At 58.0% G+C, this 26138-nt stretch carries 23 protein-coding genes and 1 pseudogene; 12 read left to right on the plus strand and 12 right to left on the minus strand.

Annotation, left to right across the window (positions count from 1 at the left end; all coding sequences use genetic code 11):
* Window positions 1-88 precede the first annotated feature (88 nt).
* The 3 genes from C8J24_RS08395 to hsdR are packed head-to-tail and all read right to left on the minus strand — an operon-like array spanning window position 89 to window position 5713.
* On the minus strand, window positions 89-1861 hold the full coding sequence (locus C8J24_RS08395) for a restriction endonuclease subunit S (protein ID WP_107931707.1): 1773 nt from the start codon (window positions 1859-1861) through the stop codon (window positions 89-91).
* The gene (locus C8J24_RS08400) at window positions 1858-3333 is read right to left on the minus strand and encodes a type I restriction-modification system subunit M (protein WP_107931709.1); all 1476 of its coding nucleotides are present in this window, start codon (window positions 3331-3333) and stop codon (window positions 1858-1860) included. Before C8J24_RS08400 ends, C8J24_RS08395 begins: the two co-directional genes overlap by 4 nt.
* A 10-nt stretch (window positions 3334-3343) precedes the next feature.
* Entirely contained in the window at window positions 3344-5713 is a 2370-nt protein-coding gene (hsdR, locus tag C8J24_RS08405) for an EcoAI/FtnUII family type I restriction enzme subunit R (RefSeq protein WP_107931711.1), read from the minus strand.
* A gap of 142 nt (window positions 5714-5855) precedes the next feature.
* Here hsdR and C8J24_RS08410 point away from each other — a divergent pair, with 142 nt between their 5' ends.
* Window positions 5856-6968, plus strand: a complete 1113-nt coding sequence (locus C8J24_RS08410; RefSeq protein ID WP_107931713.1) for a PDDEXK family nuclease — start codon at window positions 5856-5858, stop codon at window positions 6966-6968.
* A gap of 336 nt (window positions 6969-7304) precedes the next feature.
* On the opposite strand, the gene C8J24_RS08415 is transcribed toward C8J24_RS08410, so the two are convergent.
* The 4 genes from C8J24_RS08415 to C8J24_RS17330 form a co-directional block, all read right to left on the minus strand.
* Window positions 7305-8264: an IS481 family transposase gene (locus C8J24_RS08415; protein WP_107931715.1), complete on the minus strand. Its 960-nt coding sequence runs from the start codon at window positions 8262-8264 to the stop codon at window positions 7305-7307.
* A 562-nt stretch (window positions 8265-8826) separates the two neighbouring features.
* A complete protein-coding gene (locus C8J24_RS17705; protein ID WP_208620939.1) occupies window positions 8827-9168 on the minus strand; it encodes a hypothetical protein in 342 nt (113 codons plus the stop codon).
* A gap of 373 nt (window positions 9169-9541) precedes the next feature.
* Window positions 9542-10111: a hypothetical protein gene (locus C8J24_RS08425; protein ID WP_208620940.1), complete on the minus strand. Its 570-nt coding sequence runs from the start codon at window positions 10109-10111 to the stop codon at window positions 9542-9544.
* 264 nt (window positions 10112-10375) lie between these two features.
* Window positions 10376-10717: a PilZ domain-containing protein gene (locus tag C8J24_RS17330; protein WP_146163661.1), complete on the minus strand. Its 342-nt coding sequence runs from the start codon at window positions 10715-10717 to the stop codon at window positions 10376-10378.
* 318 nt (window positions 10718-11035) lie between these two features.
* Here C8J24_RS17330 and C8J24_RS17335 point away from each other — a divergent pair, with 318 nt between their 5' ends.
* The 3 genes from C8J24_RS17335 (at window position 11036) to C8J24_RS08430 (ending at window position 12223) form a co-directional block, all read left to right on the plus strand.
* Window positions 11036-11236 carry a hypothetical protein gene (locus C8J24_RS17335; protein ID WP_146163662.1) on the plus strand — a complete coding sequence of 67 codons (201 nt, stop codon included), beginning with the start codon at window positions 11036-11038 and terminating at the stop codon, window positions 11234-11236.
* A 4-nt stretch (window positions 11237-11240) separates the two neighbouring features.
* Window positions 11241-11522: a hypothetical protein gene (locus C8J24_RS17340; protein WP_146163663.1), complete on the plus strand. Its 282-nt coding sequence runs from the start codon at window positions 11241-11243 to the stop codon at window positions 11520-11522.
* Window positions 11523-11974: 452 nt separating this feature from the next.
* Window positions 11975-12223 (plus strand): hypothetical protein, encoded by a 249-nt coding sequence (locus C8J24_RS08430; RefSeq protein WP_107931717.1) that lies wholly within the window; start codon window positions 11975-11977, stop codon window positions 12221-12223.
* 455 nt (window positions 12224-12678) lie between these two features.
* Here the strand turns inward: C8J24_RS08430 and C8J24_RS17345 are convergent, their stop codons facing one another.
* The 3 genes from C8J24_RS17345 to C8J24_RS17550 are packed head-to-tail and all read right to left on the minus strand — an operon-like array spanning window position 12679 to window position 15277.
* Window positions 12679-13476: a hypothetical protein gene (locus C8J24_RS17345; RefSeq protein WP_167396730.1), complete on the minus strand. Its 798-nt coding sequence runs from the start codon at window positions 13474-13476 to the stop codon at window positions 12679-12681.
* Window positions 13476-14285 (minus strand): metallophosphoesterase, encoded by an 810-nt coding sequence (locus C8J24_RS08435; RefSeq protein ID WP_167396731.1) that lies wholly within the window; start codon window positions 14283-14285, stop codon window positions 13476-13478. Before C8J24_RS08435 ends, C8J24_RS17345 begins: the two co-directional genes overlap by 1 nt.
* A gap of 50 nt (window positions 14286-14335) precedes the next feature.
* On the minus strand, window positions 14336-15277 hold the full coding sequence (locus C8J24_RS17550; protein WP_167396732.1) for a hypothetical protein: 942 nt from the start codon (window positions 15275-15277) through the stop codon (window positions 14336-14338).
* Between the two features lie 379 nt (window positions 15278-15656).
* Between C8J24_RS17550 and C8J24_RS08440 the strand changes: the two genes are divergently transcribed.
* The 4 genes and pseudogenes from C8J24_RS08440 (at window position 15657) to C8J24_RS08460 (ending at window position 18136) form a co-directional block, all read left to right on the plus strand.
* Window positions 15657-15863 carry a ParD-like family protein gene (locus C8J24_RS08440; RefSeq protein ID WP_107931721.1) on the plus strand — a complete coding sequence of 69 codons (207 nt, stop codon included), beginning with the start codon at window positions 15657-15659 and terminating at the stop codon, window positions 15861-15863.
* Between the two features lie 354 nt (window positions 15864-16217).
* Entirely contained in the window at window positions 16218-16508 is a 291-nt protein-coding gene (locus tag C8J24_RS08450; protein WP_244180574.1) for a DUF4113 domain-containing protein, read from the plus strand.
* 228 nt (window positions 16509-16736) lie between these two features.
* Window positions 16737-17381, plus strand: a pseudogene (locus C8J24_RS08455) (tyrosine-type recombinase/integrase); the annotation flags it as partial.
* A 20-nt stretch (window positions 17382-17401) separates the two neighbouring features.
* Window positions 17402-18136 (plus strand): hypothetical protein, encoded by a 735-nt coding sequence (locus tag C8J24_RS08460; protein WP_244180670.1) that lies wholly within the window; start codon window positions 17402-17404, stop codon window positions 18134-18136.
* A 310-nt stretch (window positions 18137-18446) separates the two neighbouring features.
* Here C8J24_RS08460 and C8J24_RS17350 read toward each other — a convergent pair whose 3' ends face one another.
* Together C8J24_RS17350 and C8J24_RS17355 are read right to left on the minus strand one after the other, a co-directional pair.
* The gene (locus C8J24_RS17350) at window positions 18447-19100 is read right to left on the minus strand and encodes a hypothetical protein (protein ID WP_146163665.1); all 654 of its coding nucleotides are present in this window, start codon (window positions 19098-19100) and stop codon (window positions 18447-18449) included.
* 14 nt (window positions 19101-19114) lie between these two features.
* On the minus strand, window positions 19115-19837 hold the full coding sequence (locus C8J24_RS17355; RefSeq protein ID WP_146163666.1) for a hypothetical protein: 723 nt from the start codon (window positions 19835-19837) through the stop codon (window positions 19115-19117).
* A 529-nt stretch (window positions 19838-20366) separates the two neighbouring features.
* Here C8J24_RS17355 and C8J24_RS08470 point away from each other — a divergent pair.
* The 4 genes from C8J24_RS08470 (at window position 20367) to C8J24_RS08485 (ending at window position 24804) form a co-directional block, all read left to right on the plus strand.
* Window positions 20367-20777, plus strand: a complete 411-nt coding sequence (locus C8J24_RS08470) for a hypothetical protein (RefSeq protein ID WP_107932704.1) — start codon at window positions 20367-20369, stop codon at window positions 20775-20777.
* Between the two features lie 10 nt (window positions 20778-20787).
* Window positions 20788-22503 carry a hypothetical protein gene (locus tag C8J24_RS08475; protein WP_107931729.1) on the plus strand — a complete coding sequence of 572 codons (1716 nt, stop codon included), beginning with the start codon at window positions 20788-20790 and terminating at the stop codon, window positions 22501-22503.
* A 211-nt stretch (window positions 22504-22714) separates the two neighbouring features.
* Complete coding sequence (locus C8J24_RS08480; protein WP_107931731.1) at window positions 22715-23239, plus strand: hypothetical protein; 525 nt, start codon at window positions 22715-22717, stop codon at window positions 23237-23239.
* A gap of 17 nt (window positions 23240-23256) precedes the next feature.
* The gene (locus C8J24_RS08485; RefSeq protein ID WP_107931733.1) at window positions 23257-24804 is read left to right on the plus strand and encodes an AAA family ATPase; all 1548 of its coding nucleotides are present in this window, start codon (window positions 23257-23259) and stop codon (window positions 24802-24804) included.
* The last annotated feature ends 1334 nt before the right edge of the window (window positions 24805-26138 follow it).

The following is a 26138-nucleotide window of genomic DNA, read 5'->3' on the forward strand; positions in this document are numbered from 1 at the left end:
ATCGAACAACGTCGCGTCGGTCGCGCCCGGCAAAGCTCGTTATCGATCGAGCCCGGTGACCGGGAACCCGCCGCCTACTAGGCTTAGCTCACGCCGCCGCGCGCTGGGTGATGGCGTCCGCGAGGTGGCGCTGCGTCTGCGCGGCGTCGGCGAGCCGGGCTTTCAGCGCATCGCACAGCGCCAGTAGCGCATCGACCTTGGCGACGATCCGACGCTGTTCGGCGAGGGGGGGGATGGGCACCAGTAAAGTCTCAACCCCACCTACGCGTAGATGCTCAACAGTCATCCCGATGGGCTTGTCCTGCACTCGCTCCATAAGATCGGGGGCCATAAATGTGATAAGAATGTAGCGAGCGATTATCGTTCCGGGGATAAATCTCGCGAGCATCATTCTTTGGCCTAGGCATATAAGTTCACCTTCGGGAATCAGGCACGCTTCCCCCATTGGAGCTTCGCGTGTGATCAAAAGATCACCTGCGATCGGCTTTGCTCTCAGGCTCCATTTTTCAAATGTTTCATCGTTTACAAATCTTTGGTCTTTTGCATTCAGCTGGCCATGCCTAACATTCGTTGTGCGAATCAACCTAACGCCCTCATCAGCATAGGGCGCGGTTTTATTTTTGCAGTCGATAACAAGCATTGAGCATTGCATTAAAGTCGCCCAATCCCAGCCATGCGGCAACTTTGGCAGGCCTATGGGAATCTTTTGAATATTCTGCTTTTTTAATTGAGTATTTGCTTCGGCTGCATTGGGAAAATTCTTCTTTAACAATGCTGCCCGCTGTTTTTCTACGTTTTTTAATAGCGCTGCTGCCGGCTCATCGGCTCCATCCTGGTCCGCCAGCTTCCCGCGAACGGCGAGGGCAAGGATGGTTTGCTTGAGGGTGTCGATGCTGGCGTTGGTGGTGAAGAGGGTGTCGAAATGGCGTTCCAGCCGCGCCCAGTCGCGGGCGAGATCCGTCGCGTCTGCGCTGTTCACCAGCGTCGCGAGCAAGATTTCCACCAGCGCTTGATGCGCGGCCATCGAGCCTGCGCTGTCCCGCTCCAACGCGTCGCACAGCGCCATCAACTCATCGACCTTTGCCACGATGCGCTGCTGTTCGGCTAGGGGCGGAAGGGGAAGCGGCGTCGCTTCGAAGTATGAGCGAGTTACACGCTTTTGACCCGCGGTGCCCGTCATCAATTTCTCGCCGTTACTGAGATATGAGCCGGTTTTCATAGTCAATAGCAGGTAACGACGGTTCAACTCGTTTAGCCAAGGACGAGCTACGTGAAGCTCCGTCGTGCCGGCGCCGATCCCATTCGCAAGGTTCTGGAAGATTGCTGCCTTACCATTTTCGAAGCACGGTGTAATTTTGGCTAGGCCAAGATCACCATCAGCAAATTGCGTAAAACCCTTTTTTATCTCTCCCCAGTTCCTAACTTCATCTTTATGTTTTCCAGAAACGCTCGTGGAAACCAATGTCATAGGGACGAACGAAGCGTCGACGTCGTTAGCAACAGAATTGCTCGGGTTGATTTCAGCGATGGCTGCAAGTTGAGTCCAAACCCAGCCGGGCGGCAGTGACGAGAGGTTTGACGGTAGCGCCGCAAAAGCCTTTGGCTTTCGCACTTCACCAGCTAAGATTTTCCGATTGCGAGCTTGCGCTACCTGCTTGAGCAACTCGCTCGCCGGCTCGTCCTCCATGTCTTGCGGCACGAGCTTCCCGCGCACCGCCAGATCAAGGATCAGCGCGCGCAGCCGTTCGATCCCGTACAGGCTAATCCGCTTGCCGCCGCCGCGCCCGGCGCCGCTCTTGCGCTCGATCGCACCGGTCCAGACGTCGAGATTGTCGGCCATTAACGCGGCGATGTCGCTCACGCTGGCGTCCCCGCCAGCGCCTCGGCCAAGATCGTCTTCAACTGGTCGCGCAAGTTTTGGATGCCCGCCTGCTGTTCGGCATAGGTGGCGAGCAGCGCGTCGGGATCGTGGCTGATCTCGGCGGCGCGGTGCGGGTTCTTGCAGTCGAGGTTGTAGCCGCGCGCGGCAACGTCGGCGGCGCTGATCTTCCACGCCTGCTCGGTCTCCTGGCGGCTGCGAAAGCCATCGACTTCGTCGCCCCACCAGGCTTGCTCGGCCGCGAACTCCTCGAAGCGCATCGGCTTGGTCTTGTTGTAGCTGGTCACGCCGGCCGGATAGGGGTGTTCGTAGAACCAGACGCTCTTGGTCGACGTCCCCTTGGTGAAGAACAGAATGTTGGTCTTGATCCCGGTGTACGGCGCGAACACGCCGTTGGGCAGGCGGACGATGGTGTGCAGATTGCACTCCTCGATCAGGCTGCGCTTCAGCGTAGTCTTCACGCCCTCGCCGAACAGGAAGCCGTCGGGCAGCACTACAGCGGCGCGGCCGTTGGTCTTCAGCAGGCGGATGATCAGCGCCATGAACAGGTCCGCAGTCTCACGCGTGCGCAGGTGGCTGGGGAAGTTGTTCTCGATCCCGTCCTCCTCCATCCCGCCGAACGGCGGGTTGGTGGCGATCACCGCGACGCGGTCCTTCTCGGTATGGTCGGCATAGGCGCGTGCCAGCGTGTTGCCGTGGCGGATGCCGCTGGGCGTATCGATTCCGTGCAGGATCATGTTTGTGATGCAGAGCATGTGCGGCAGCGATTTCTTCTCCACGCCGCGGATCGAGCCGCGCAGCACCTCCTCCTCGGCGGTCGACGTCACCGATTTGCGTTTGTGGTCGATCGTGCAAGTCAAGAAGCCGCCGGTGCCACAGGCGGGATCGAACACGACCTCGTGGAGCTTCGGATCTAGGCGGTTGACGATAAACTGCGTCACTGCGCGCGGCGTGTAGAACTCGCCGGCGTTGCCCGCGCTTTGCAGATCCTTCAGCACCTGTTCGTAGATCGCGCCGAACGTGTGGCGATCCTCGCTGTTGTTAAAATCGATCTCGTTGATCTTGTTGATCACCTGCCGCAGCAGGGTGCCCGATTTCATGTAGTTGTAGGTATCCTCGAACACATCGCGGATCACTTGCGCGCGCTTCGCCACGTCGCCCTGCGCGGGCAGGTCGCCCTTCAGCTTGGCGAACAGTTGCAGGTTGACGAAATCGAGCAGCTTTTCGCCGGTGTCGCCTTCCTTGTCCGCCGCCCAGTTCCGCCAGCGCAGATGCTCAGGGAGCGGGGACTTAAAATTGTCGTCGATCAGTTCGAGCTCGGCCTCGCGGTCGTCGAGAATCTTGAGGAAGAACAGCCAGACCAGCTGGCTGATCCGCTGGGCGTCCCCATCAACGCCGACATCCTTGCGCATGATGTCCTGGATGGATTTGATGACGCCGGAAACATTGCTCATTCGTGCATTCTCATTCGTTCGCGGCGTACTCGTATATCTGGTCTTCGAGCGCCCTCAGCGCGGCCTCATAAGCGGGCTTGCCGCCAAAGGCACCCCTGATGATCTCCATCGGCGTGCCCAGCGCGGTGAACGGTGCGAGGCGGAGGACCTTGGCATCCTCGATCGTCTCGACGCCCTCGTCGGCATATTTGTCGAGCAGAGCCTCGAGCACGGCGCGGGCCTTGTCGCCATATTGGGCGAAGTAATCGCGCTTCTTCACCCGCTCGGCGCGTTCGCGGCGGGTGAGCGGTGGAGCGCCGAACGCGACATGGACGAGCAGGTCGAAGTCGCCGAAATCCTTGCCTACGGTTTCGGCGAGATTGGCGAGGATGACGCCGCGCTGCTCCAGTTCGTCGATGATCGCCTGTTTGCGTTCGCTGGCGTTCCAGTGCCAGATGAACTCGTTGAGCGATTTGTATTCCTCCGTAATCTGCTTGCCGGCGTAGTCGCGGTAGGATTTGGTCACCAGCTTGCCGTCGCTACCGACATATTCGACGCGTTCGTTCATCACGCGCGCGGTGACGCCGCTGACCACGAATTTGCGGCGCCCGCCGGTGTCGTCACCGTCATCGTCATCGTCGGGATCGCCCTCGCTATCGGGGTCCCCATCATCTTCGGGGTCGGGCGGGACAGGATCATCGCCGTCGGTAGGCTCGTAGATCACCACCGGGGCACCGTCGAACGCGTCGTCCCGGAACAGCTTGGTCGCGCGCTTGAAATCCATAATCGTGAAAAAGAACTTGCCGTTGTCCTCGTCGATCCGCGTACCCCGTCCGATGATCTGCTTGAACATAGTCATCGAATTGATCGTGCGATCGATGACGATCAGCTTGCACGTCTTGGCATCGACGCCGGTGGTCAGCAGCTGCGACGTGGTGGCTATGACCGGATAGGGCTCTTCGGGGTCGATGAACCGGTCGAGCTGCGCCTTGCCCTCGACGCTGTCGCCGGTGATCCGCATGACGTATCGGCTGTTGTCCGTCGCCAGCTTGCCGGCTGCGTTGACGATCGCCTTGCGCATCCGTTCGGCGTGATCGATGTCCTCGCAGAAGATGATCGTCTTCGACATCGGGTCGGTCGCGCGGAGGAATTTCATCACCCGCTCGGCGACCAGCTTGGTGCGCTGGTTAAGGATCAGCGTGCGGTCCATGTCCCGTAAATTATATTCGCGGTCCTCGATCACGCCGCCCAAGTCGTCGACCATGCCGGGCGGCGGGGTCCAGCCGAGCACGTCGCGGTCGATGTCGATGCGGATGACCTTGTACGGCGCCAGGAAGCCGTCCTCGATGCCCTGCTTGAGCGTGTAGGTATAAACCGGATCGCCGAAATAGGTGATGTTGGAGACGTATTCGGTCTCTTTCGGGGTGGCGGTCATGCCGACCTGCACCGCGCCATCGAAATAGTCGAGGATCTCGCGCCAGGCAGAGTCTTCCGCGGCGCTACCCCGGTGGCATTCGTCGATCACGATCAGATCGAAAAAGTCTCGCGACACCGTCTTAAAGATCTTCTCGGGTTCATCTGTGCCGGTGATCGCCTGATACAGGCCCAAGTGTATCTCGTAGGCAGGGTCGATCTTGCGGTTCTTGATCTTCGTCATCTGCCCACCAAACGGCTTGAAATCGTTCACTAGCGTTTGGTCGATCAGGATGTTGCGGTCGGCGAGGAACAGGATCCGTTTGGCCGTACCGGCCTTCCACAAACGCCATATGATCTGGAACGTGGTGTAGGTTTTGCCAGTGCCGGTCGCCATCACGAGCAGGACCCGTTTCTGGCCCTTTGCTACGGCCTCGACGGTCCGATTGATTGCATCGGCCTGATAATAGCGCGGCGCCTTGCCGGAAGCATCTATGTGGTAGGATTGGCTGACCAGGTCTTGCTCGTCATCGGCGATCTGGTGAAAACGCCTGTAGCGATCCCATAGAATGTCGGGTGGCGGGAAATCGTCCAGTCCATGATCGGTCTCCGTAGGCTGGCCGGCTAGTACCGCGCGATCATGTCCAGCAAATGCGTCTCCGTTGGAGCTGAATGCGCTGGGGACGTCGAGTATCTCGGCATACCCCAACGCCTGCTGAAGCCCGCTGCTGACCGAGTGACCATTGTCCTTGGCCTCTACGACAGCCAAGGGTAGCCCCGGTTTTAGCGACAGAACATAGTCGGCGAATTTACGCTTCTTCTTGTTCCTTGAGGACAAGTTCCCGCGAACCACGATAGGTCCGGGTGCCAGCGTAACCTCTCGGCGAATTTGCAGCATCTGGTCCCAGCCTGCCTTTTTGATGGCAGGAGTAATGAAGAGGTCGCAGACATCGATTTCGCTGAGCCGCTTTTTTTCGGAAGGATCCAAGCCAACTATCCTATCAGCAAAATCAATTTACCGGCTTCTCGCCGATCGCCTTTGCTGACATCTACCAAACCATGAACCCGAGTCACCTCAATTCTAGCCGCGAGCCGAAACGCGGGCGTCGCGCGACGGCGGACGCCTGATCATGCCGATCCGACACAGCATCTGGAAGGTCGGCAGCGCGCCCGCGCCGCTCGGTGAATCCGCGTTGCCGAGCGAGGCGCTGCTCGAACAGATGATCGTCGCGGCGCCACAGATCCTTTCCGACGAATGGATGATCATCGGACGGCAGGAGGATACCGGCTTTGGCGGCCGGATCGATTTGCTCGCGATCGCCCCTGACGGCGGGCTTGTGCTGATCGAGTTGAAACGCGGGCGCACGCCGCGCGACGTCGTGGCGCAGGCGATCGACTATGCCACTTGGGCCGAGGCGCTTGATGCGGAGGCAATCGGCCGCGTCTATGCGCGCTTCTCGAACGGCGGCAATCTCGCCGCGGATTTCCGCGCGCGGTTTGGCATGCTGCTCGACGAGGCGACGCTTAACCAGAGCCTGCAAATCGTAATCGTCGCGGCCGGCCTCGATGCCAGTTCGGAGCGGATCGTCGGCTATCTCGCCAAGCGCGGGATCGCGATTAACGTGCTGTGCTTCCAGGTGTTCGACACCGATGCTGGCCAACTCCTGAGCCGCGCCTGGCTGATCGATCCGGTCGAGACGCAGGTCGCGGCGACTGTCGAAACGCGGCAGGGCGAACGCGAGCCGTGGAACGGCGAATATTACGTCTCTTTCGGTCACGGCTTGGGTCGCGATTGGGATGAGGCACGCCGGTACGGCTTTATTTCGGCCGGCGGCGGCGCCTGGTATAGCGGCACGCTTCGCCTGCTGGATCCCGGCGATCGCGTCTGGGTAAAGGCGCCGGGATACGGCTTCGTCGGTGTCGGGGTGGTCCGCGGCGAGCCGGTGGCAATGCGGGACTTTGAACTCCGCAACGGTGAAGGCGCATCGGTGCCTGCGGCGGACCTGCTTGCAAAGGCCAGCTATCATCGTGAGTTCATCGACGACCTGGACCGCTGTGAGTATTTCGTACCCGTCGAATGGATTGTCAGCGTCGGGCTGGGTGGGGCGATCCACGAGGTCGGGATGTTCGGCAATCAGAACAGCGTGTGCGCGCCGAAGACCCCCAAGTGGCGGCATACCGTCGATCGGTTGAAGACGCTGTTTCCAGCTTGGGACAAGACGAGCTTGAATAGCGCAACATAGGCCCTGTTGGGTGGCTTGCGGCTGGCAGCATGGTCGGTCAGATGTTGCGGTAAGTGGCGCTAAGCTACAGCGACGTTCAGGGGGATAGATTTGTTCAAGGGTTCAATGTGGCGCGGAATGGCGCCGATCGTCGCGCTGTGCGGTACGAGTGTTGTGAATGCGGCGGATCGAGCGCAAGTGCGTGTCGTGCGGTATGCACCGGCGCCAGCATGGGTGATAGCGGCACCCAAGGGGAGCGACGCGCCGACGCCGCCTGGAGCTCCGCTGCGTCTCATCTCTGCCGACCAGCAGGTGCGCGTGACGGACCGGGGCCAAAAGGAATATCAGGCGACCAAACTAGGTGTTTAGTCCCGGCATCTGGTGGATCGGATCGACGATGAACCGCTCAGGCTCTGAATTCCAGATTTTGGCGATGTATTCGTAAGGCGTGAGGCCGCTGAGCGTTTTGAGCCGACGGGCGAAATTGTAGGCCGCCATGAAGTCGGCGAGATGCACCCGTAACTGCTCGTGGTTTTCGTAGTGAAAACGTTTGACGGTCGCCTCCTTGATGGTGCGGTTCATCCGTTCGACCTGTCCGTTGGTCCACGGATGGTTCGGCTTCGTGAGGCGGTGCTCAATGTCGTTTGCCTCGCATATCATGTCGAAGCGCATCTGGCGCGACCAGGCGGTGTTACGGTTGCGCGGCTGCTCAGCGAACTGGATCCCGTTGTCAGTCAGGATCGTGTGGATTCGGTAGGGCACAGCTTTCAGCAAATGTTCGAGGAACTCCCACGCCGTTCGCCGATCGGCCTTGTCGACCAACTGGGTGACCGCGAACTTGCTGGTGCGGTCGATGCCGACGAACAGGTAAAGCTTACCTTCGGCGGTCTGCACCTCAGCGATATCGATGTGAAAGAAGCCGATCGGATAGCGCTTGAAGCGCTGGCGCTTGGGCTTGTCACCCTCGATGTCCGGCAGGCGGGAGATGCCGTGCCGCTGGAGGCATCGATGCAGCGCCGATCGGGTCAGATGAGGGATCGACGGCTGCAATGCGTAGAGGCAGTCGTCCAGCGGCAGCAGGGTATGCCGGCGGAACGCGACGACGGCCGCCTCCTCAGCTTGGGTCAGGGTCGTTGAATGAGGGGCCTTCGGCCCGGTCTTCAGATCCTCGACCGTCGTCCGCTTACGCCACTTCGCGACCGTCTTGGGGTTGATCCCCAGCTCCTGGCTCAACGTCGCGAGCGAAGCTTGCGATCGCTGTATTGCTGCTCTGACGGCGTGCGTGGTCGTGGCGCTCCCGTGACGTACCTGTCCCATATGGCTTCCTTCCATACTAACGAAAGGATCGCACCATCAAACCGTGGGATCAAACACCTAGGCTGGTCTATTCGATTCTGCTAAAAATGGCATCAACTTCTCGCGTTGGAAACACCGGCTACCCTACTTCATGCAGTCCGCCGGTTGTGGCCGTTTCAACGCCAGCGCGTCGTGATAGCTGCCCGCCAGCCACCGCTCATGATCACCCGGCCGCAGAATCGCGATCACGCTTCCGGGTGTATCGGCGCCACCAGATCGTTCGCATCACAGGCGGCCATTACGGAGTGGCTTATTGTCAATTTGTCGACCGAAGCCGGCGATTACGAACGGCCCACTAGCTATTTGGTGTCGCCTCCGGCTGGCGTATTATTGACATAAGCTGTCAGTCTGAAGTCGACCATCGCACCGGCTGTCCAGCAACACGTAGAGATGCCGGCATCCATGCGGAGATAGGTCTCGACCCGTTTCGGCGGGTCAAAATCATTAGTATTGCCTAATCGCGAACTTTCGAAACTGGGCACTGAGCTCTGCCGTCGCTAGGGCTACTGATACTGTCCAACGGCTATTTCTCAGGCCCGCTTCGCGACGTGTCCAGGTCGATGTCCTCGCCCGGGTTGCCGCCACCTGCGCTCGCCCCACTTCCGTGAACTTCACCAGTCTTGTTGTCGATATATGCTCGCTTACCAGCCTCGCGAGGAATGTCCCTGCCGTCAGCCTTTTCGATCGGCTCGGCTCCAGGCGCGCGGTCTCGGTTCTGCAGATGACGCTCGGCGGCATGGTCCATGCTATCGTACTCATCGCCCGAGTAACCATCACCTTTACCGAAACCGTCGTCGGCTGGATTTGCGTCCGTGGATTTTACCCGGACATTTTCGTTAGGCTTCGGCGTGCTCTCGTCAGACATGGCAACCTCTCAGTGTCGTTGGTTATCAACGCACAACCGGAAGAAAGCTCCGCGAATGTGATGAAGGCTTTGTCAGTTGACCGATACCGCGGTCGGCATAGCATCGCCTGGCCCATCAAGGGCTTGGAGATTGGCCACATGCGTACCCTGCTCGTTGCTGCCGCGTCGTTGTCGTTAATTGCTAGTGGTGCGCCTGCATTCGCCGCACCGTGTAAGGACGCCAAGGGGCGCTTCATGAAATGCCCGCCCAAAGCACCAGCCAAGCCGGCCCGGTGCAAGAGCGCGAATGGCAAGTTTGCAAAATGCGGTACGGCGGGCGCCAAGCCTGTCTGAGGCGAGACGAGCGCGGGCAATCACACCCGCGCTCGCTAGGTCAATTTCTCGCCGGCACTGTGACAACCATTGGCGCAGCCGCCGGAACGACCGCAACCGAGACATCCTCGTCGATGAAGGCGGTCACCGGTGAGCCCAGGGGAATGTCAGCGCTCGTCCCGGTCATGAAGAAACCGGCGACCGGGATCAGAACTGCGGCACCAACGACGCCAGCAGTCCCCGTCTTTCCTTTATCGTCTATCGAGCCGCTCATGCGGATCTGCCGACCATTCGCACGCACGTACAGGACGCGCCCGTTGATGCGGCCTGACTTTCCCCACATGCCCTTGTTCCTGACTTCGGTGATCTCGCCCGTTGCGGGGCTGCCGGCTGGGATCACGACGTTGCCATCGATCGTAACAGACTCCGCTGTCTCCATCTGAAAGCGCTGGCCTACTTTGAGCTTCTTACCCTTCGTGGTCAGCCCTTCGGCCATCTTAAGCGGAACCGACGTTCCGGCGCGAAGCGTTCCCGACGTCGTAGCAGCGGTCGCGACTGGACCGGTCTGCGCCTGAACTGCAGGCGCAGCAAATGTAAGCGCGCACGCAAACGCGAGAGTCGTGTTTTTCATGAATTAGCCCCTCCTGATTCGACCTCCCCAGGTCGATTTGAGAAACCTGTCGCCTAAGTCACTCGAGGTCAACGAAAGATGTGCATCGGAATTGAATGCAACGACGATCGGAAATTTACCCGGATCGAATAATAGCGAATCACGCGAGACAAGGTAAATAACTGATATAAATAAAGTTGGTTAATGCGTAGTATTTTTAAAACGCATTGTGATCGTCGCTGGCCTAGTTCCGGAACCGCGAGCGCAACGACTGTGGCGAGAGTCTCAGTGCCCGTCCTTCTCAGCAATTAACAAAATGTGTTCGATCACTTCTTGAGGAATTGGATTTGCAACCGCTAGGCCGAATTCGCCTTCTTGAGACCACGCAACCCAGCCGGAATATCGGGCAAGCTCGGGTACATCCAGCGAAAGAAAGCGTCCGACGGTAACGCCATAATCCGCCCTTATCCTGAACCCTAAAGAGGATATGTTCGTAAGCGAGGCGGCATAGATTTCCCCTCCCGGTGTAATTAGTAGTACAGCAAGACAAATTCGTGCTCGGACGGCCAATCGTCGGTCGCCGGCAAACGGCGGCGGCTCATCGACCAAATGATCATCATTACTCATTTGACAATCATGACATTGCCGAACGAAGACGTCATCGATTGGATCGCGCAGTGATGTGTCAAGTCTGGACAGCCCGTTTCCCGAGCTGACTACCCATCCGTAAGTGCATGGCCGCTGCAACCTAACAGCCGGCGCTGTGCCGTTCGACCTAAGCGCAAAGCCGGTAATAACTTTCCGTCGAGGTATAACCGACGATAGATCGGTTCGTCGCGTCTGTGATTCCGCCTGTCGACGGGCTGACAGCGGCTTAACTTTTCGTAAACCATTTTCGAGTGTTTGTCGGCTTCGTCGTTTCCCTGCGATGTAACGGAGACGAACGTGCCGACCAATGCAGACCTCGAAACAGAGTGCGATCGGGTACGGCGCATCGTCGGAGGATTGAACGATGAGCTTTCTCGCCAACGGCTCGGCGAATACGCGGCTGATCTGAGGGAAGCGCAGCATCAGCAAAGACTCGTCGACCGCGAAATGAATATTTTACGCTTCTTTGGTGGCTCACAGGTTAGCTGGGGGCGTTAATACGTTGTTCACCGTTTCCCGGCAGGACTCGGGTGGGGGACACGGTATGCGATATCGAATTTATGAGCTGGGCAGTTGTGGCGAAATCGTAAGTGGTGCGGACCTCTCCGCCTTGCACGACGAGCAATCGATTGCTGAAGCCGCCAATCACGTCAATCGTTGCGGACTCGAAATCTGGCAGGGAAATCGCATGGTCGCGGTTATAAGCCCGCCCAAGCCGCGAACTGATGATGCGCGGCCGCCTTTTTTCTCCGCTCTTGCGCTTGCCCCCACCGTCATCTTCTGACGCTGATCAATAACTTTTGAGCTTAGTTGTCGTCAAAGTTCATAGCGCGTCGTAGATTCCGCTCGGCGGCGGCGAGCGCAGCGTCGGCGATAACGAAGAGCTTATCCGGCTTGTAGGAGTACGGGCTGAGGGTGCTCCAAAAAGCATAAACTTCATTTTCTGACAGGATCGATCTTCGACACGACATTTCTAAATAGAAAGTTTCGCTTCTCGCCGCATATCAAGCTCGTCTCAAAGTCGGTCATTTGGTCGACCGCCCTTCGTATGCGTGCCCTTCTGAAGAAATAGCTGCGCTTTCAGAACGGTTCGCATCGCTATCCGGTCTCAATGTTGATAAAGCGGTTCGCCGTCGCAAGCCCCTGTTCAGGCAGTCGCCGTCTGCCGGTTAGAAAAAGATAAGTGATCTTCTCGGGCAAACTAGGTGTACCGATGCCCCTTGGGGGACATAATTAATGAATTTTCCGTGGAAAGAAAACGCCACGTTGGTGCGTATGGCCGCCGCCGGTCACTCAGACGATCAGTCACCCGAGATATTGTTTGAGGGCCCGTTGTTGTCGCTCGCTTTGAAGGTCAAGGCCATGAAGCCGCTCGACCGTCGCCGCCTGCGCCTGTCACTGCCTGATCGAGGCGTTCGCCCGCGTTCCTTTCAGGATGAGGCGTTGGCGGCGTTGGTCGACAACATTCCTACCAAGAGGTTTTAAGCGGCCCGCTCCAACGTCAGGGGGGTGGGCTGAGCAACGAAACATCTGCATATAAGTATGCGACGTTATCTAGAGGGTGTCGTCCAGCGGCAGCAATGTGTGACGTATCTTTCGATCCGGTGCGGGTTGTTAAGTGAGGGACCTTCGGCCTGGTGTTCGGCTCCCCGACCGTCGCCAGCTTACGCCATTGCAATATCATCTTCGGGTTGATCCCGATGTTCCCGGCTTAGCGTCGACCGCTCGGATTTGAAACGCCGTATTGCTGTTCGGATGCCATGCGTCGTTGTGGCCCCCTCGTGACGAACCTGACACACATGGCTTCCTTCCATTCGACGAAAAAGGGATGCTCATCAGACTGTGGGATCAAAAACGTAATCCGACAGGTACGGCAGCGGCCCCTCTAAGATGGCTGCGGTAACCGCACGAAAAGCTCAGTACGTGATTAAATGCAATCCTTATTGCCTTCGAAGAGACCGCATAGCTTGAACGCTATCGCGACGATCCGTTACACTGTTTTCCTTGGTGTTAAGTTTAGTCGCCTCTGTTGTAATATCCGACTCTTCTAGGAGACTGCTTGATGGCGACACTTTCGTTGGAATTAATCCTACAAAACCGTAAGGGAGGCTAGTTAACAACGGCTCGTCGGCGGAGGCCTTTGATTTTAAGGCGTGATGCTTGGCGATAGCTAACCTACCAACGCCCGAAGCCTTTCGTTTTGGGCCCTTGTTAATCGGCAGCCGTTGCGCGGTGCGATTAGTAAATTCCAAACCAGAGGTTTTTGACAATACAGAAGGTGGTTCAGTGGCTCGCTCGACGATCGCAATCTTGCTGAAATCGGTAGGCTGATTTCTGACCCGTGCGTCGACAACAATATTCGGGCCATTACTCGCGGATTGAGAAGCAACCGCATTTTGCCGTTGAGTCATATCAGTCGTAAGGGCATAAAGCCCCGTGCCTAATGTCGCGACGACTGTCGCCGTGATCATTGCTGCCCGTCGTGAAGCTAATCGTCTGACTAATAACTTTCTACGCGATTCGCGCGCAATTTGTGCCAGGCCAATCTTGCCGTCGGATTGGGTCCCATCCCAAATAGGCAATGGTACTTTGTCTCGATGCGCCTCTATTGATGCAGCTCGTGGTGAAGGTCGAACGCTGTTGCGATTATTTCGCGGTTGCAATTGATCCCAGGGGCCAACAATCTGCCAAAGATCAGCGTCAATCTGTTCATCGGCAAAGGCAACGGGCTTGGCCATCAAGCACCGCTTGATAGTGAATGATGAGCATCACATAGACTTGGCGTACTTGAATTTGCTGTTAACGGCGCCATACGGTAAGCCTCAGACGATACACCGTTAGCAGTCGACAGTGTCCAAGTGCTGCAGTTGTCAATTCCCAGTGCGGTCAACTTGTCGGTCGTGTACGCATCGGTATTAATGCCGATGCGGTTGGGAAGGATAACCGCTTTGTCACCCACCAACGAATGCCCATGAACGACAATGAAGCCGTGTGACATTTTATAATTTAGGAACTCGTCTTCGATCCACATGAAATCGTCGGGCTCCTGTTCGTCAATTGCAACTCCCGGGCGTATTCCCGCATGGACGAAAAGGTATGGTCCATGTTTATGGTGCAGTGGTAGACGTTGGAGCCAATCAACAACCTCTTCACCGACAGCTTGGGCGGCGGCCGCCAGATTATCTTTTGTGGCTGGGCCATTTGCAACGTTCGGATGAACGCCCCAGCTCAGCAGAGTTTCACGTCCGCCAAAATGTAGCCAATGGCCGTAAACGGTCAAATTGCCGCCAAGCGCATCAGCCATCATATCCTCATGGTTGCCCTTCAAGACGACAAGGTTATCGTTTGAAGCGGTGATTTGCATGCACCCTTTGATCATTCTGGCGGCGTCGGGGCCCCGATCAATGATGTTGCCGAGCAATACAATCTGCGTCTTTGCTATCGGCCGAGCGGCGTTATCACGTGCCACCTGCGCTACCAGTCGTCCGAACAGATCAAAGCGGCCGTGAATGTCGCCTATCGCATAAACGCGTTCGCTATGCTTCACCTGCCCGGTACTGCCGTGTGTCGGTAGCTTATCGGTGTCTATGCACAAAGTCACCGCCTGGCGGTCGCTCTTGAAACGTCGATCGAGAGCGCCAAACCGCCGGACGCTGCCGGGGCACCGTCTGAAAGGCCGGCGGTCGCGTATGCCGTCAGGCGGAGTGGGGACCGCGCAATTCTGGTCGATGCGCCTGCAAATAATTCATGAGCATCGTTAACTAGGTACGTTGCAGCTGATGAATAGTGATACGAGGCCAGTAAATAGCTCTGATGTCCCAATGAGTACGATGCTCCCGCTGAACCAGCCGGTCCATCGCGTAGATTATATTGCGCTGTATTGCCGAGGAACCGGTAGCTGAGAGACGCAAACGGCGTCACGCGACCTAGCGGGACGGATACATCGCCGCCTACGGAATAATCGTTTTCTCCGCTCGATAAGCCGCTATCTTTGGTTGCGGTATTAATTTTGGCGCGACCAGACAGCTCGATTTCAAATGGTATAGCTTTCGGCGCAATCGAATAAGATCCACCTAAAGTAACGTCCCCAAACCCATCCGAGACTATTGACCTCGAAGTCAAGTTGGGCGCTACGAGAACCGGTGTAGCGTCGATTCCCGTGAACACCGTCGATCGACTGCGAATACGCATCCAAGGCAAAGAAGCTGAGATGGCCCAGTTGGAAACGCGCAGCCGTGCTCCTAACGCCGACGTTAAAATTGTGGTGGTCGAGCCGGTGCCGAACTTGCCGCTGGCATAGCTCGTCCCCAAGGAGAGGGAGAGGTCAGTCTGACTGTCATCTAATCGCGAGAATGTCTGGGGCACGGTGCTTGGAGAAACCGTTGATGTAGAGGACGATGGCGAGGTAAGACCGGTCGTTTCAAATCGGGCGCTTTGAAACGCGCCTTCGTTGGCTTCGCGCGATTGCTGGGCTTCAGCTGATGCAACAGCACATACGATTAGGGGCAGGCCGGCGACGACCACCAGCAACTGCTTCATTCCGCTCTCCCCTGCGCCGGACCGACGCATTTACCTAAATCTTAACAACTAATTAAGTTCCAGATCGCCTAGATTCCAACTCAGCCGCCCTTGGTTTGCCCGAGGCCTTCGGTCGTGTGTCGCGCTGCCACATCGATGAAAACGTGATCGGACAGTCGCTGTCCTCCTGGTGCACAGGGGAAGCCCGTATCGATGGACTGACGATGAAGTCGGGTTCCTGCTTAGCGCTGCCGACCGACGCACGGCAGCGAACGCGATGCGGCGAGACACGGACAGCAGGAACAGGTCAACGGCGGTGTCACGGTAGGCCCAACAGCTATTGACCCCATAATATATGGTCCATGTACGTAACGTATATTCTAGGTGTGGGGATCAAGCGATGGGTTTAGTAAAGATCGACGATGAGCTGCACGAGGAGGCCCGCCGCGCCAGCGCCGTCATGTGCCGGTCGATTAACGCCCAAGCCGAGTTCTGGATGAAGATTGGGATGCTCGCCGAGGCCAATCCCACCATGGCCTTCATCGAAATCGTGAAGGCGCAACTCGCGGAGGCGAACGTCCGCCTCGTCCAGCCAATCGCGGCTTGATCGAGCGCCGTCTACCATCGCGAACACTTGCTAGGACTGACATGCCCTTTCACGACGAAATCACGGACTTCTTCGGTTGCTACGTCGATGCCTTCGCGCGCGAGGACGCCGACACGTTAAGCGAGCTATGGGACGAGGTTGGGCTGTTCCCCACCCCCACCGGCAACTTCGCTATGCCGCGATCCGCTTTCCGCGACCATTGCGCCACGCTGTTCGATTTCTATCGAGCTCAGGGCGTCGTGCGGCCGGAAGGCGCCCTCATGTCCGCCGACGAGCTGTTCCCGAGCGTTGCTCAGGCCCGCATGGCCTATCGCATGATGGGTGTCGATGACGCTCCGGTGGCCGAGTGGCACCATGTATACGTTCTACGGCGTACCGATACTTGGCGCGTATTCCTACACCAAGGCCGGTATCCTGCTCGACGACCTCCTGCCCGAGGCCGAGGGACCGCGAACTCTGTTCGAGGTGGATACGGCGAAGCGCGACCGCCTAATGGGCGCGCTCGACGCGATCAACGGCAAGTTCGGCACATGGACGGCGGTGACGGCGACGCAGGGCTTTAAGCGGGAGTGGAAGCTGCGATCAGAAATGCGCTCGCCGGCATGGACGACCAAGATTGCTGACGTCCCGACGGTCCGCGCATGAAGTTAAGGTGCGAACGGAGCATCGCAACAAACCGTTATCGACTGCCGTTCACTAACGCCCAGAGCACGAAGCCGCTGCGCGGCAGTGGTGGTGGCGGTTGAGGTAGCGCAGCGGCGCTGAGGTTTGGTTCTGCGGCAGCGGCGGGAGACGATGGAGTTTCTTCAACGAGAGGAACTCTCCATGGCGACTCTACCCACCGAACAGTCCGTTACGCCGCTGCGCCAGCGGATGCTCGACGACATGGCGATGCGCTCAATGCGGTCGCGTACCCAGCACGACTATGTCCGCCACGTTCGCGCCTTCGCGGCGTTCCTGCGACGCTCGCCGGAGACCGCGACTGCCGAGGACGTACGGCGCTTCCAGCTTCACCAGCGCGAGCACGGTGTCGGAGAGGCCGTCATCGGCGCCACGGTATCGGCGCTGCGGTTCCTGTTTGGCGTGACGCTCGACCGGCCCGACCTGTCGCGCAGGCTGGTCCTCGCGCCTCGTCCCCGCAAGCTGCCCGACGTGCTGAGCGTCGAGGAGGTAGGGCGGCTGCTCGAGGCGGCACCGGGCATCAAGTACCGCGCCGCGCTGGGCGTCGCGTACGGCGCCGGATTGCGGGTGTCGGAGGTCGCACACCTCAGAGCCGACGACATCGACAGCAAGCGCATGCTGATCCGCATCGAGGAGGGCAAGGGCCGCAAGGACCGTAACGCGATGCTGTCGCCGCAACTGCTTGAACTGCTCCGGCTCTGGTGGCGCGAGGGCAAGCGGCGCAGTGTCCTGTTGCCGCACGGCTGGCTGTTCCCGGGGCGCAGCTACACCGATCCGATCTCAACCAGACAGCTCCACCGCGCCGTTCATGAGGCTGCCGAGGCGGCCGGGAGGCGAAGGTCGTGGCGCAGGCGATCGTGGCGCACGCCCGCGATCATCCCGAACTGTCGCTCGGCGTTGCCGCCTTCTCTGCCGCCCAGCGTCGAGCGATCATGGACCAGCTCGAAATCCTGCGGCGCGGTCTTCCGGCGGAGGTCGAGACGTTCTTCCAGATGCATCATTCCGAGCCGTTTTTCGTCAAGAACCTCGAAAACGTGCAGGGCGACGAGCGCGACGTGATCTTCATCTCGGTTGGCTACGGACCGACGGTCCCGGGCGGTCGCGTGCCGATGCGGTTCGGGCCGCTTGGCATGGACGGCGGCGAACGGCGGCTGAACGTGCTGATTAGCCGCGCCAAACAACGCTGCGAGGTGTTCGCCTCGATGTCGGACGAGGACATCGATCCCGATTTCGCCGGCACCCGCAAGGGCGTGCTCGCCTTCAAGCTGTTCCTCCACTTCGCGCGCACCGGCAAGATGACCATGGCGGAGAGCACCGGCCGCGATCACGACAGCGTGTTCGAGGAGCAGGTCGCCAAGGCGCTGCAAGCCAGGGGCTATCAGGTTCATCGGCAGGTCGGCCTCGCGGGCTTCTTCATCGATCTGGCGGTATGGGAGATAAATACTGGCAATTTCGTATTCCTGAGAGCCCACAGCTCGCAGTTGACCAAGCTGGGTCAACTCGCCGAACGGTATTTCTCGGATGCGCCCCCACCGCGCTGGTCAAGTTGCGACAGTATGCCAAAATCACGGCGAAGACCGTGTGAAGCGTGACGATGAGTACGTGGAAACGATTGCCTGGCTGAACTATACTAATATCGCAAAATGCAAATGTGGCGTAAAAAATCGAACTGTGGTTCATGAAAAACAACCTGAGTTATTGCTAACTCATCAAGAGCAATAAAATGTTTTCGAAGTAAGCAAAAACTCAGGCACTGAATTGTCAAAAAAGTCTATCTTAACGGATAGCGGCTATTTGACGGATAATGCGGCGTATTTCTCGGCCTTTTGGGAAAGCATGTTATAGCGCAATCTTAGCTTAAAAGCTTGGTGGACAGAGGCAATTACGCTGCTGCTCCGAACCTTATTTCATCGCTTGCCATCCATCGCTCATCTTGACCAGAGTAATCGTCGCCTCCTTCGGCTTCGAGGCCGCAGCAATCATTTCCTTTGGCGCGCCTTCGACGAAATTTGTCCCGCTATACGTGTAGGTGACTTGCGTCATGGTCTGCCCGAAGGCGTCAGCTGGTTCGGTCCAGCGAACGATCTCATCGATCTTGCCGTCGCCAGCACAAACGTTCGGACGTTCAGGGGAGCCAGCTCGCTTCCCCGCGATGCCGCGGAACATGCCCTTACCTTTATTACTCGGCTCGTACGAGACGACATGGGTAGGTTTGAGAGCGTCGGATGAGCCATAGGCAGCTGGTGTAGTTTTCTCCGTGCGTTCGAGAAATCCTTCCTTCGCAGCTGCTTCAAGCATTGAACGCACTTGGTTTTCTGTAGAACCCGCCCACTGCTCCGCAACGGCACCAATTACGATTGGAAACGCCGGAACGTCTTCAGATGCCTTTTCGGTCAACCGGTATTGTGCAATCGGAAGCGGACGACAGAAGGCGTTTTTGACTACCGGTTCGATTGCATCCTGAAAGTTATCTTTGCTGGCTGCCTTAGGGTCGGAGCAGGCACTCAGGTTGGCTGAAATTATCAAGGCAAGTGAAACCGTAATAGCTATGCGCATCAGGTGATCCTTCTTTAAAATGATGTCTTTGCGCTTTTTGGTGCCGCGATCTCGATGGCTTTGGCCATATCGGCGCGATAATCATCACTATATCTCATGCCATTACGCAGAGACACTTCATAGTAGGAGTAGTCGGCAGCTATCGCGAGGTATGGAAACTGTTTATTATCGTAGCTGACGCACTTCTGCTCACCCGGCGAGCAATAAAGGCTCGAGTTTCCGTTATCTACCGTCGGTCGACCGTACTTTGCCTTAACCCCCGACAAGAATGTGCTTTTTTCCATTCGGTTTGTAGGAAGTCTATACAGTACGCTATTGGCTCGGGCGCCCTGCGGTGTTGCGGAGTACCATACCTCAATGCGCTCACCTTGCGGCCCGCTTGCCATTGTGAACATTGAAACCTTTGAATTATCGAGCTTCGTTACACCCCGCTCGGCTATTTTATCGGCGACCAGCGCCGACCATGAACTTTGAATGGGATCGGTTGCCTGCGGCGTAAACCCGCCTGCCTTCAGTGCTGACCTGACCTGCTCGGGCGACATGCCTAGCTTTGCTCCGGCAACGTCGAGATTTTCGACAGCCGATCCAAGCGACCTTTTCTCGGTCGATAAAAGCTTACTGAGAAACTTTGGTAACTTGGCGATTGAGTCTGTCTGCGCGTGCGCGACAGTCCCTGTCGCAATCGACAACAAATTTGCAGTGATTAGAAGCGCATATCGAGCTTTTGAAGATGACAAGCAAACCTCCCCGGTTTTTCGGTTAGGCGAATAGCCTAGATCAGCCATCCCTACCAAAACAATGATATTCTAAGTTAATCGAGCAGCTCTGAGCAGATGTAATCTCATTCGCGTGGACCTGCATCGCATGCTTGCGCTGGGATAGAGCTAAAGAGGGAGCTCGGCGCTGTTCGCCGGTACCGTACGGTAGTGGAAGCTTCGGGTATCGATAGGCGCATCCGGTCCGACGTAACCGATACTTATTACACTCCGATCCAGCTATAATAAGAACGAGTTCGCGGGGTATGCGCAGCCGGCATATTCATAATGCCGCCACAAGATAGGTTCAAATCCGATGTTGTTTAGCAGGGTACTATCGCTTTGGGATAACCCGTCGTCACACAGTATGAGTGACGCAGGTGGACATGATTTATGTTTCATAAACCGTTGCTAACATACTATCAAAACAATCAGGACCGAGCGATCTTGTGGCAACCGGGGGGCTATTTTGCGTCAAATTATCTCAGGGGATAGCGAGACCCGGTCAACGTTGTCGACGAAGGTTACGGGGAAGTCCGCTCTATCGTCCAGCGAACGACTGCGTCGGGCTCGATCTAATCAATATTGCGCGGCAATTCGCGAGCTGGATGTTGGCGGGCACTCCATAAGTCCCAAGAGACTTGCTGCAATCAGTGATGCGGTTGCCGCTGAATTTCCAGACGGGCCGGGAAGCTGGCCGTTGGGATGGGTTGGCAAATGCTATCTCGGTGTCCCGTATGAGGTTCACCTGCTCGATGTCACCGGCCAGATCGTTCAACACTTTAAGGTTGGGGAATCCCTGCCGGATAACATGGAGCGCGCGCGTCGGCTGGCCGCGTCGGGGCGCTATGTCGTCATCGAGGTATTTTCCGATCGCGTGGTCGCGGTCGCAGCGGACGGCACCACGGCGGTATCGGCTTAGAGGAGGGACTATGTCGGATCGGATTATTCAAGCGGCGGATCTATCGCGGATCGCCAGTGCGCTCGGGAGCCTGGGCGAGGGCATTGGCCGCATCAGCCAGCAGGTCGATACCGTCGACAACGCCGTTACCGTGACGCGCAGCGAGCTCGCTGAACTGCAACAGCAGTTCAATGATTTCGAGGTGCGGTATGAGCGGGCGACGGAACTGGGCCTTGCCGAAACGCGCCTCGTGAAGGTGCGTCAGCAACTCGAACGCGACTTTGGCCATCACGGTGAGGTACGCCGCACGGCGACCGGGATCATGCAGGCAAGCGACGTCGGAGTGGTTCGTCAGGAAACCGTAAAGTCGGTGACAGAGGAGTTGATGCTGCTGGCACCAGGCTATTGGCTCGCACCAGCGCTCGTGGCGCTCTCGGCATGGATCAGTGACAATAAGCCTCTCGCCGAGACAGCGCTTGCCGAGGCGCTCAGGCGCGATGATGGCAAGACGAGCCTGTTCTTCGCACTCATCTGTCGGCGAGCCGTAAAGGGGGTTGCTTGCGCAACGTGGCTCGACCGGTATCTTGGCCAGCAGGATCCGCGATCGCTGAAGCGACAAACGATGGTGCTGATCGATGCGACGGCGGGCGGCGTATTTGCCGCAGACGTTCAGCTGCGAGCGTATCAACGGTTTCAGGTTTGGTTGGACGATCTTGCTGAGCGCGCTGGCTTTATCGAAGAGCAACGGCGACAGTGGCGGGACGCGCTGACGTTCCGCATCCAGGGCACCGAATTTGCAGAGCGTTATCCTTACCTGTCAAAACGGAGTGGAACCTGGCCTCAGCTCAATGCGCTGCTGAACCGGGCCGATCTGAACGCGGATATGCGGGATTACCTTGCCGGTATCTTCGAGAGGGCGCTGCCTTCGCACGCGCGTTTGAGTGACGGCGTCGACCAGCTGCTCGAACAGCTAGTTACCGAGCATGATGAGCGCGAGCTGCCGTTACGGCGCGAGGAGGCCATGCTCCAGTTAATTGTCGACGAAGGTGGACGCAAAGACGCGGCGGCGTCCAAATTCAAGCTTTCGCACCAGGCTCTCGAGGAGGAGGTTAGCTTTACGCAACTTCTTACCAATGCTGCCATGCATGCCGAGCAGTCGGGTGCAACGCGCGCCTCGCAACGGCTCGCCTTGGCATTGTCCCGTGATTGGCTTCGTGACGCCCACTCGGACGTAACATTGGCAACGCGAAATATGGTACCGGCGACGACCGAGCTTGCCATTGGCAACTGGTCGAGTACGAGCCGCGACGGAAGTGAAGAACCACAACTGATTGAAGCGCTTGAGGCTCACATCGCGGCTGAACGCGAAGTCGCTCTAGCGGCGGTGGCTCTTGAGCCCAAGCACTGGATCGGCGGCGTAATCGGGGTGCTAATGATCGCCAGCATATTTGGCGGGCATGCGCTCGTGTCGCTGATCGGTCTTGCGGTGCTTGGTTGGGTATTCCTGGAGTATCGCGGGCTGGAAAAGCGACGTGAACTTGTGCGCAGTGCGTTCGAAGCGCGCCGCGACAGCGAGGTCGCGACGTTGCGCGCATGCCTTGCCGAGCTCGTCGAATGGCACCGCGCCTTTGCTGCCGCCGATGCCTTGGCTGAAGATACCGGCGCCTACATCTCCGCGATCGCCGCCGATTCTCATCTGGCGGCACCCCATGGCGGTGGTCGCCGACTTTCTCTCGATGCCGCTTGAGGATGCCCGTCATGTCCAGTGAACTCTCGCCCCCGCGCCGGCCGCTTCTATCTGAAGTGGGTGATGCGCCGGTAAGCACCACAACGCCTACACAGCCCCATGAGCCACCAGATGATCCCTTGGCGGCTGCGTTGCCCGAGTGGGACCTCGTCCCGGCCACCGAGTTTCTGCGTCGCCGATGAGCTGGTGGCCCGCGCGACGTCCTGGGACCATGACCGCCGCAACCGGACCAGCCAGCTATGCGCACTGGAGCCTGTGGTTTGACGAGTTTGCGTTGGGCGGCAACGACGAGGCGCTGTTCGTTCGCGCAACCAGTGGTGCCTTGCCCTGGTCCGCAGGGACTGCCGAACGACTATCGGAACGGGCGGGGGCAGCACTCGCGGCTCGGCTTGACGCGGCTGGTCTTGCTTTGCAGTCGTCGTTGGGGCGGTGTCGCACGGCGCAGGATGTCGAGCGCGCCGTTCTCGACGCGCGGCGCTGTCTCGCGATGCTCGGGCGCTTTGCGGCGCTGTCATGCTGGCCGGCAACCCTGAACACGCAGTTGAGCGCTCTCATCGCCGAGACCGCCGCCGACCTCCAAAAAAACCTACTGCGTAGCGCGGCTACCGATCGCACGGGGCGGCTCGCGATGGCTCTCCGGCGCACCCCGGTGGACGCGCTCGATCGCGTGGTCGTGCCGCTAGAGGTCGTCCCATCTCCACCGCCCCCCGCAACGGGGCGACGTATTCTCCTCTAAACGTTCTGTGAGGCCGTATGAATACCAGTGATTTCTCGGATGCTTTCGAGCGTACCTTCAAGGCTCGCGTGCCATTCGTCCTCGTCCAGACTGCCGAACGTGCTCGCGCCATGGAGTTGATACGGGAGGTGTGCGCGCGGCAAACCGTAGGAGCCTACGTGCACACACTGTCAAAGGGGACATGCGAACTCAGCGGGGGCCGGGTGGTCAACGAAGATCGCTCCGTCGTCGGCGCGATCGATTTCGCTGGCCAGCAGATGCTTCAGCGGCAAAATCTGACCTTCATTTTGACAGAGGCGGACGAGATCGAAACCGACACGGCTTTCTCGCGCCATTTACTTGATACCGTGATTCTGGCCTCTGAAAAGGGTGGCGCCCTTGTGGCCGTGACTACCAAACCGGTCTGGGGACAGCTTCAGCGTCAGGGGATGGCGCTGACATTGTCCCCACCCGATCAGGACGAGATGCTGTCGCTGATCCGCCGTCAGATCGCAGACTATCGAACCTTGATGCCGATTGAGTGGGACGAGGCGGACGAACGACGCGCTGCCACGACGCTTGCCGGCGTGACCAAGATTGAAGCCGAAAACATCATTGCGATGATGGCGGCGAGTGGATCGATCAAGAAAACCGACTTTGCTGAACTGAACCGGGCCAAGGACGGCATCTTTTCCAACATATCGGGTATCGAGCGCGTCGAGATCAGAGCGAACGCATTGCAGGTCGGTGGCCTGTCCGGTCTCAAGGCTTGGCTTGAGCGTAAGCGGCCATTGCTAACTGCTGATTTGCGCGAGCGAGGAATCCGCGCACCGCGTGGTGTACTGCTCGTCGGTGTGCCCGGCTGCGGTAAGTCGCTCTCGGCAAAGGCGATTGCGGCCAGTTTCGAAGTGCCACTCTACAGGCTCGACCTCGCCAACCTCATGGGCATGTATGTCGGCCAGAGCGAGGGTCGATTGCGCGAGGCGCTGGACACCGCCGATCGGGTTTCACCGTGCGTGCTGTGGATTGACGAAATCGAAAAGGGTTTGGGGGCCACTGGATCCGACTCGACCGGTGTTACAACTCGTATGATCGGTCAGTTTCTGTTTTGGCTACAGGAATCTAGCGCTCGCGTGTTCGTGGTCGCGACGGCAAACGACGTCTCGCAACTGCCGCCTGAGCTTCTTAGGCGCGGACGATTCGATGAGCTGTTTTTCGTCGATTTGCCAACCGAGGAAGAGCGCCGGGACATCATCCGTCTTTACGTCGAAAGCGGTCAGCTTGCGGAACTCGACCCATCGCTCCTTGAAGAGTTGGTCCAAGGTTCCGAGGGATTTGCCGGGGCAGATTTGGAGGCCGCGATCAAGGAGGTGGTGGAGGAAGCCTTTCTGCACGGTGACGCGAGTGTAGGCGCCGACCTTTTCATATCGAGTTTCCGCAACATCGTTCCTTTGAGCAAGACGAGCCCGGAGCGGATCGAAGCTATCCGCGGATGGGGCCGCGAGCGCGCAGTTCCCGCGTCAGGCAAAAGCCTCACAAGAGCCGAAGACGTCACGCCAATGCGACGTGCAGTGCTGCTGCGATAGCAAACAGATACGGGCAACAATGATAGATATATCATACCACGAATAAAAGAGGCTTAAAATGCTACTAACGGTTCTGCTACTCATCATGCCAGTTGGAACGTCGGTCGATAAGCCGGGCCTAGAAAAGTTGTTCGTTCTCGGTCGCAACGGAATATGTCCAGTTGCCGGTGAAACTCCAGCAGGCTTTTCTGCGATGGGGCGGGCGTCTTATTATTTGACGCTTCCAGACGGACGCCGCGTACCGCTAAAAAAACAGCGTGAACGTAAGGAGGCGGCGACAATAAATACGATACGTCTTACACTGCCCGTCGGAATGACTTGGCACGGTCTATCTGTAGTGAGGGCTACTGTAATCACAACGGCTATTGATGAAGGCGACTCTTGGGAAAAATACCGGCTCGACTTCTCCAGCTCGAAGGAAGCGGTCACGAAAGCTCTCCTTACTGCGGGGCACCGTCTAGGGCCTGTCGGGACTCGGAAGTTCAATGATGACGAGGTTGTACCATATGGGGCAACCGAGACTATCGCTGAAAGAGGCGCCGGAAGTTCGCTAATTTGTACAACAGATGGCTGATTACTGCTGTTTGAGATGGTGTGTTTTCTGTTGTGACGTTAGCCATTGGATGCAGATTTAGATAATTTTATATTAAGTTATGGAAGCGAGAAGTGAAGCATATTGTGGTGATTGTAATGGTGTTATTTGCGCCAGCGGCAGCCTAAAGCGCTAAAGCCATGCAGTGGCGTCCGGTTATTACACCTGGTTGGGCGCCGGTAGCCATGTATGATGTAGCTACCGCCACCAGTAAAGGCGACAGTGTGACGGCATGGATACGCTTCGTCGACATGCCGGCGCATTCCCCGGCGGAGATAAATAGGCCGCAGCGACTCTGCCAAAAAGGCGCACAGATCGAGTCTTACATGACCCTCGATTGCGTCAAGCCAGGGTTCGGAGTCGTCCGAACGTGCATTACTGACAACTCGGACAAAATTCTTGGCGAGGCGGATCTCACGAGAACGACCCAGCCATGGCGGCGCTGGACCGTGGAGCAGAAGGTAGTAATCCTGCGCGATGCATTCGGGCCCGAGGGGTTAGTTCGCGCGTCGGTTGTCCCAGCGGTGCGGTAGTCACGGTGTCGGACACCGCGCGCGACACGCCGCTGCGGCGAGATCGGCAAGGAATATTTTCACATCTTCGACGTGGTCGACATCCATGCCAACCTTCAGGACGTCAACGACATGCGCCCGGTCGTAGTTGATCCCGGCCTGACCTTCGGAACGCTGGCCGGCGACATCAAGCGTGCCGCCTTGCCTCGCCTCGCCTCGCCGCGGCGATC

This window comes from Sphingomonas aerolata, assembly GCF_003046295.1.
In the GTDB taxonomy this organism is placed as follows: Bacteria; Pseudomonadota; Alphaproteobacteria; order Sphingomonadales; family Sphingomonadaceae; genus Sphingomonas; species Sphingomonas aerolata.

Excerpts from the sequence above, each read along its gene's own strand:
- C8J24_RS08400 (WP_107931709.1), bottom strand. The coding sequence starts at position 3,333 with ATGAGCAATGTTTCCGGCGTCATCAAATCCATCCAGGACATCATGCGC.
- C8J24_RS08410 (WP_107931713.1), top strand. The coding sequence starts at position 5,856 with ATGCCGATCCGACACAGCATCTGGAAGGTCGGCAGCGCGCCCGCGCCG.
- C8J24_RS08415 (WP_107931715.1), bottom strand. The coding sequence starts at position 8,264 with ATGGGACAGGTACGTCACGGGAGCGCCACGACCACGCACGCCGTCAGA.
- C8J24_RS17705 (WP_208620939.1), bottom strand. The coding sequence starts at position 9,168 with ATGTCTGACGAGAGCACGCCGAAGCCTAACGAAAATGTCCGGGTAAAA.
- C8J24_RS08425 (WP_208620940.1), bottom strand. The coding sequence starts at position 10,111 with ATGAAAAACACGACTCTCGCGTTTGCGTGCGCGCTTACATTTGCTGCG.
- C8J24_RS17330 (WP_146163661.1), bottom strand. The coding sequence starts at position 10,717 with ATGAGTAATGATGATCATTTGGTCGATGAGCCGCCGCCGTTTGCCGGC.
- C8J24_RS08430 (WP_107931717.1), top strand. The coding sequence starts at position 11,975 with ATGAATTTTCCGTGGAAAGAAAACGCCACGTTGGTGCGTATGGCCGCC.
- C8J24_RS17345 (WP_167396730.1), bottom strand. The coding sequence starts at position 13,476 with ATGGCCAAGCCCGTTGCCTTTGCCGATGAACAGATTGACGCTGATCTT.
- C8J24_RS17550 (WP_167396732.1), bottom strand. The coding sequence starts at position 15,277 with ATGAAGCAGTTGCTGGTGGTCGTCGCCGGCCTGCCCCTAATCGTATGT.
- C8J24_RS08440 (WP_107931721.1), top strand. The coding sequence starts at position 15,657 with ATGGGTTTAGTAAAGATCGACGATGAGCTGCACGAGGAGGCCCGCCGC.
- C8J24_RS08450 (WP_244180574.1), top strand. The coding sequence starts at position 16,218 with ATGTATACGTTCTACGGCGTACCGATACTTGGCGCGTATTCCTACACC.
- C8J24_RS17350 (WP_146163665.1), bottom strand. The coding sequence starts at position 19,100 with ATGCGCATAGCTATTACGGTTTCACTTGCCTTGATAATTTCAGCCAAC.
- C8J24_RS08475 (WP_107931729.1), top strand. The coding sequence starts at position 20,788 with ATGTCGGATCGGATTATTCAAGCGGCGGATCTATCGCGGATCGCCAGT.
- C8J24_RS08480 (WP_107931731.1), top strand. The coding sequence starts at position 22,715 with ATGACCGCCGCAACCGGACCAGCCAGCTATGCGCACTGGAGCCTGTGG.
- C8J24_RS08485 (WP_107931733.1), top strand. The coding sequence starts at position 23,257 with ATGAATACCAGTGATTTCTCGGATGCTTTCGAGCGTACCTTCAAGGCT.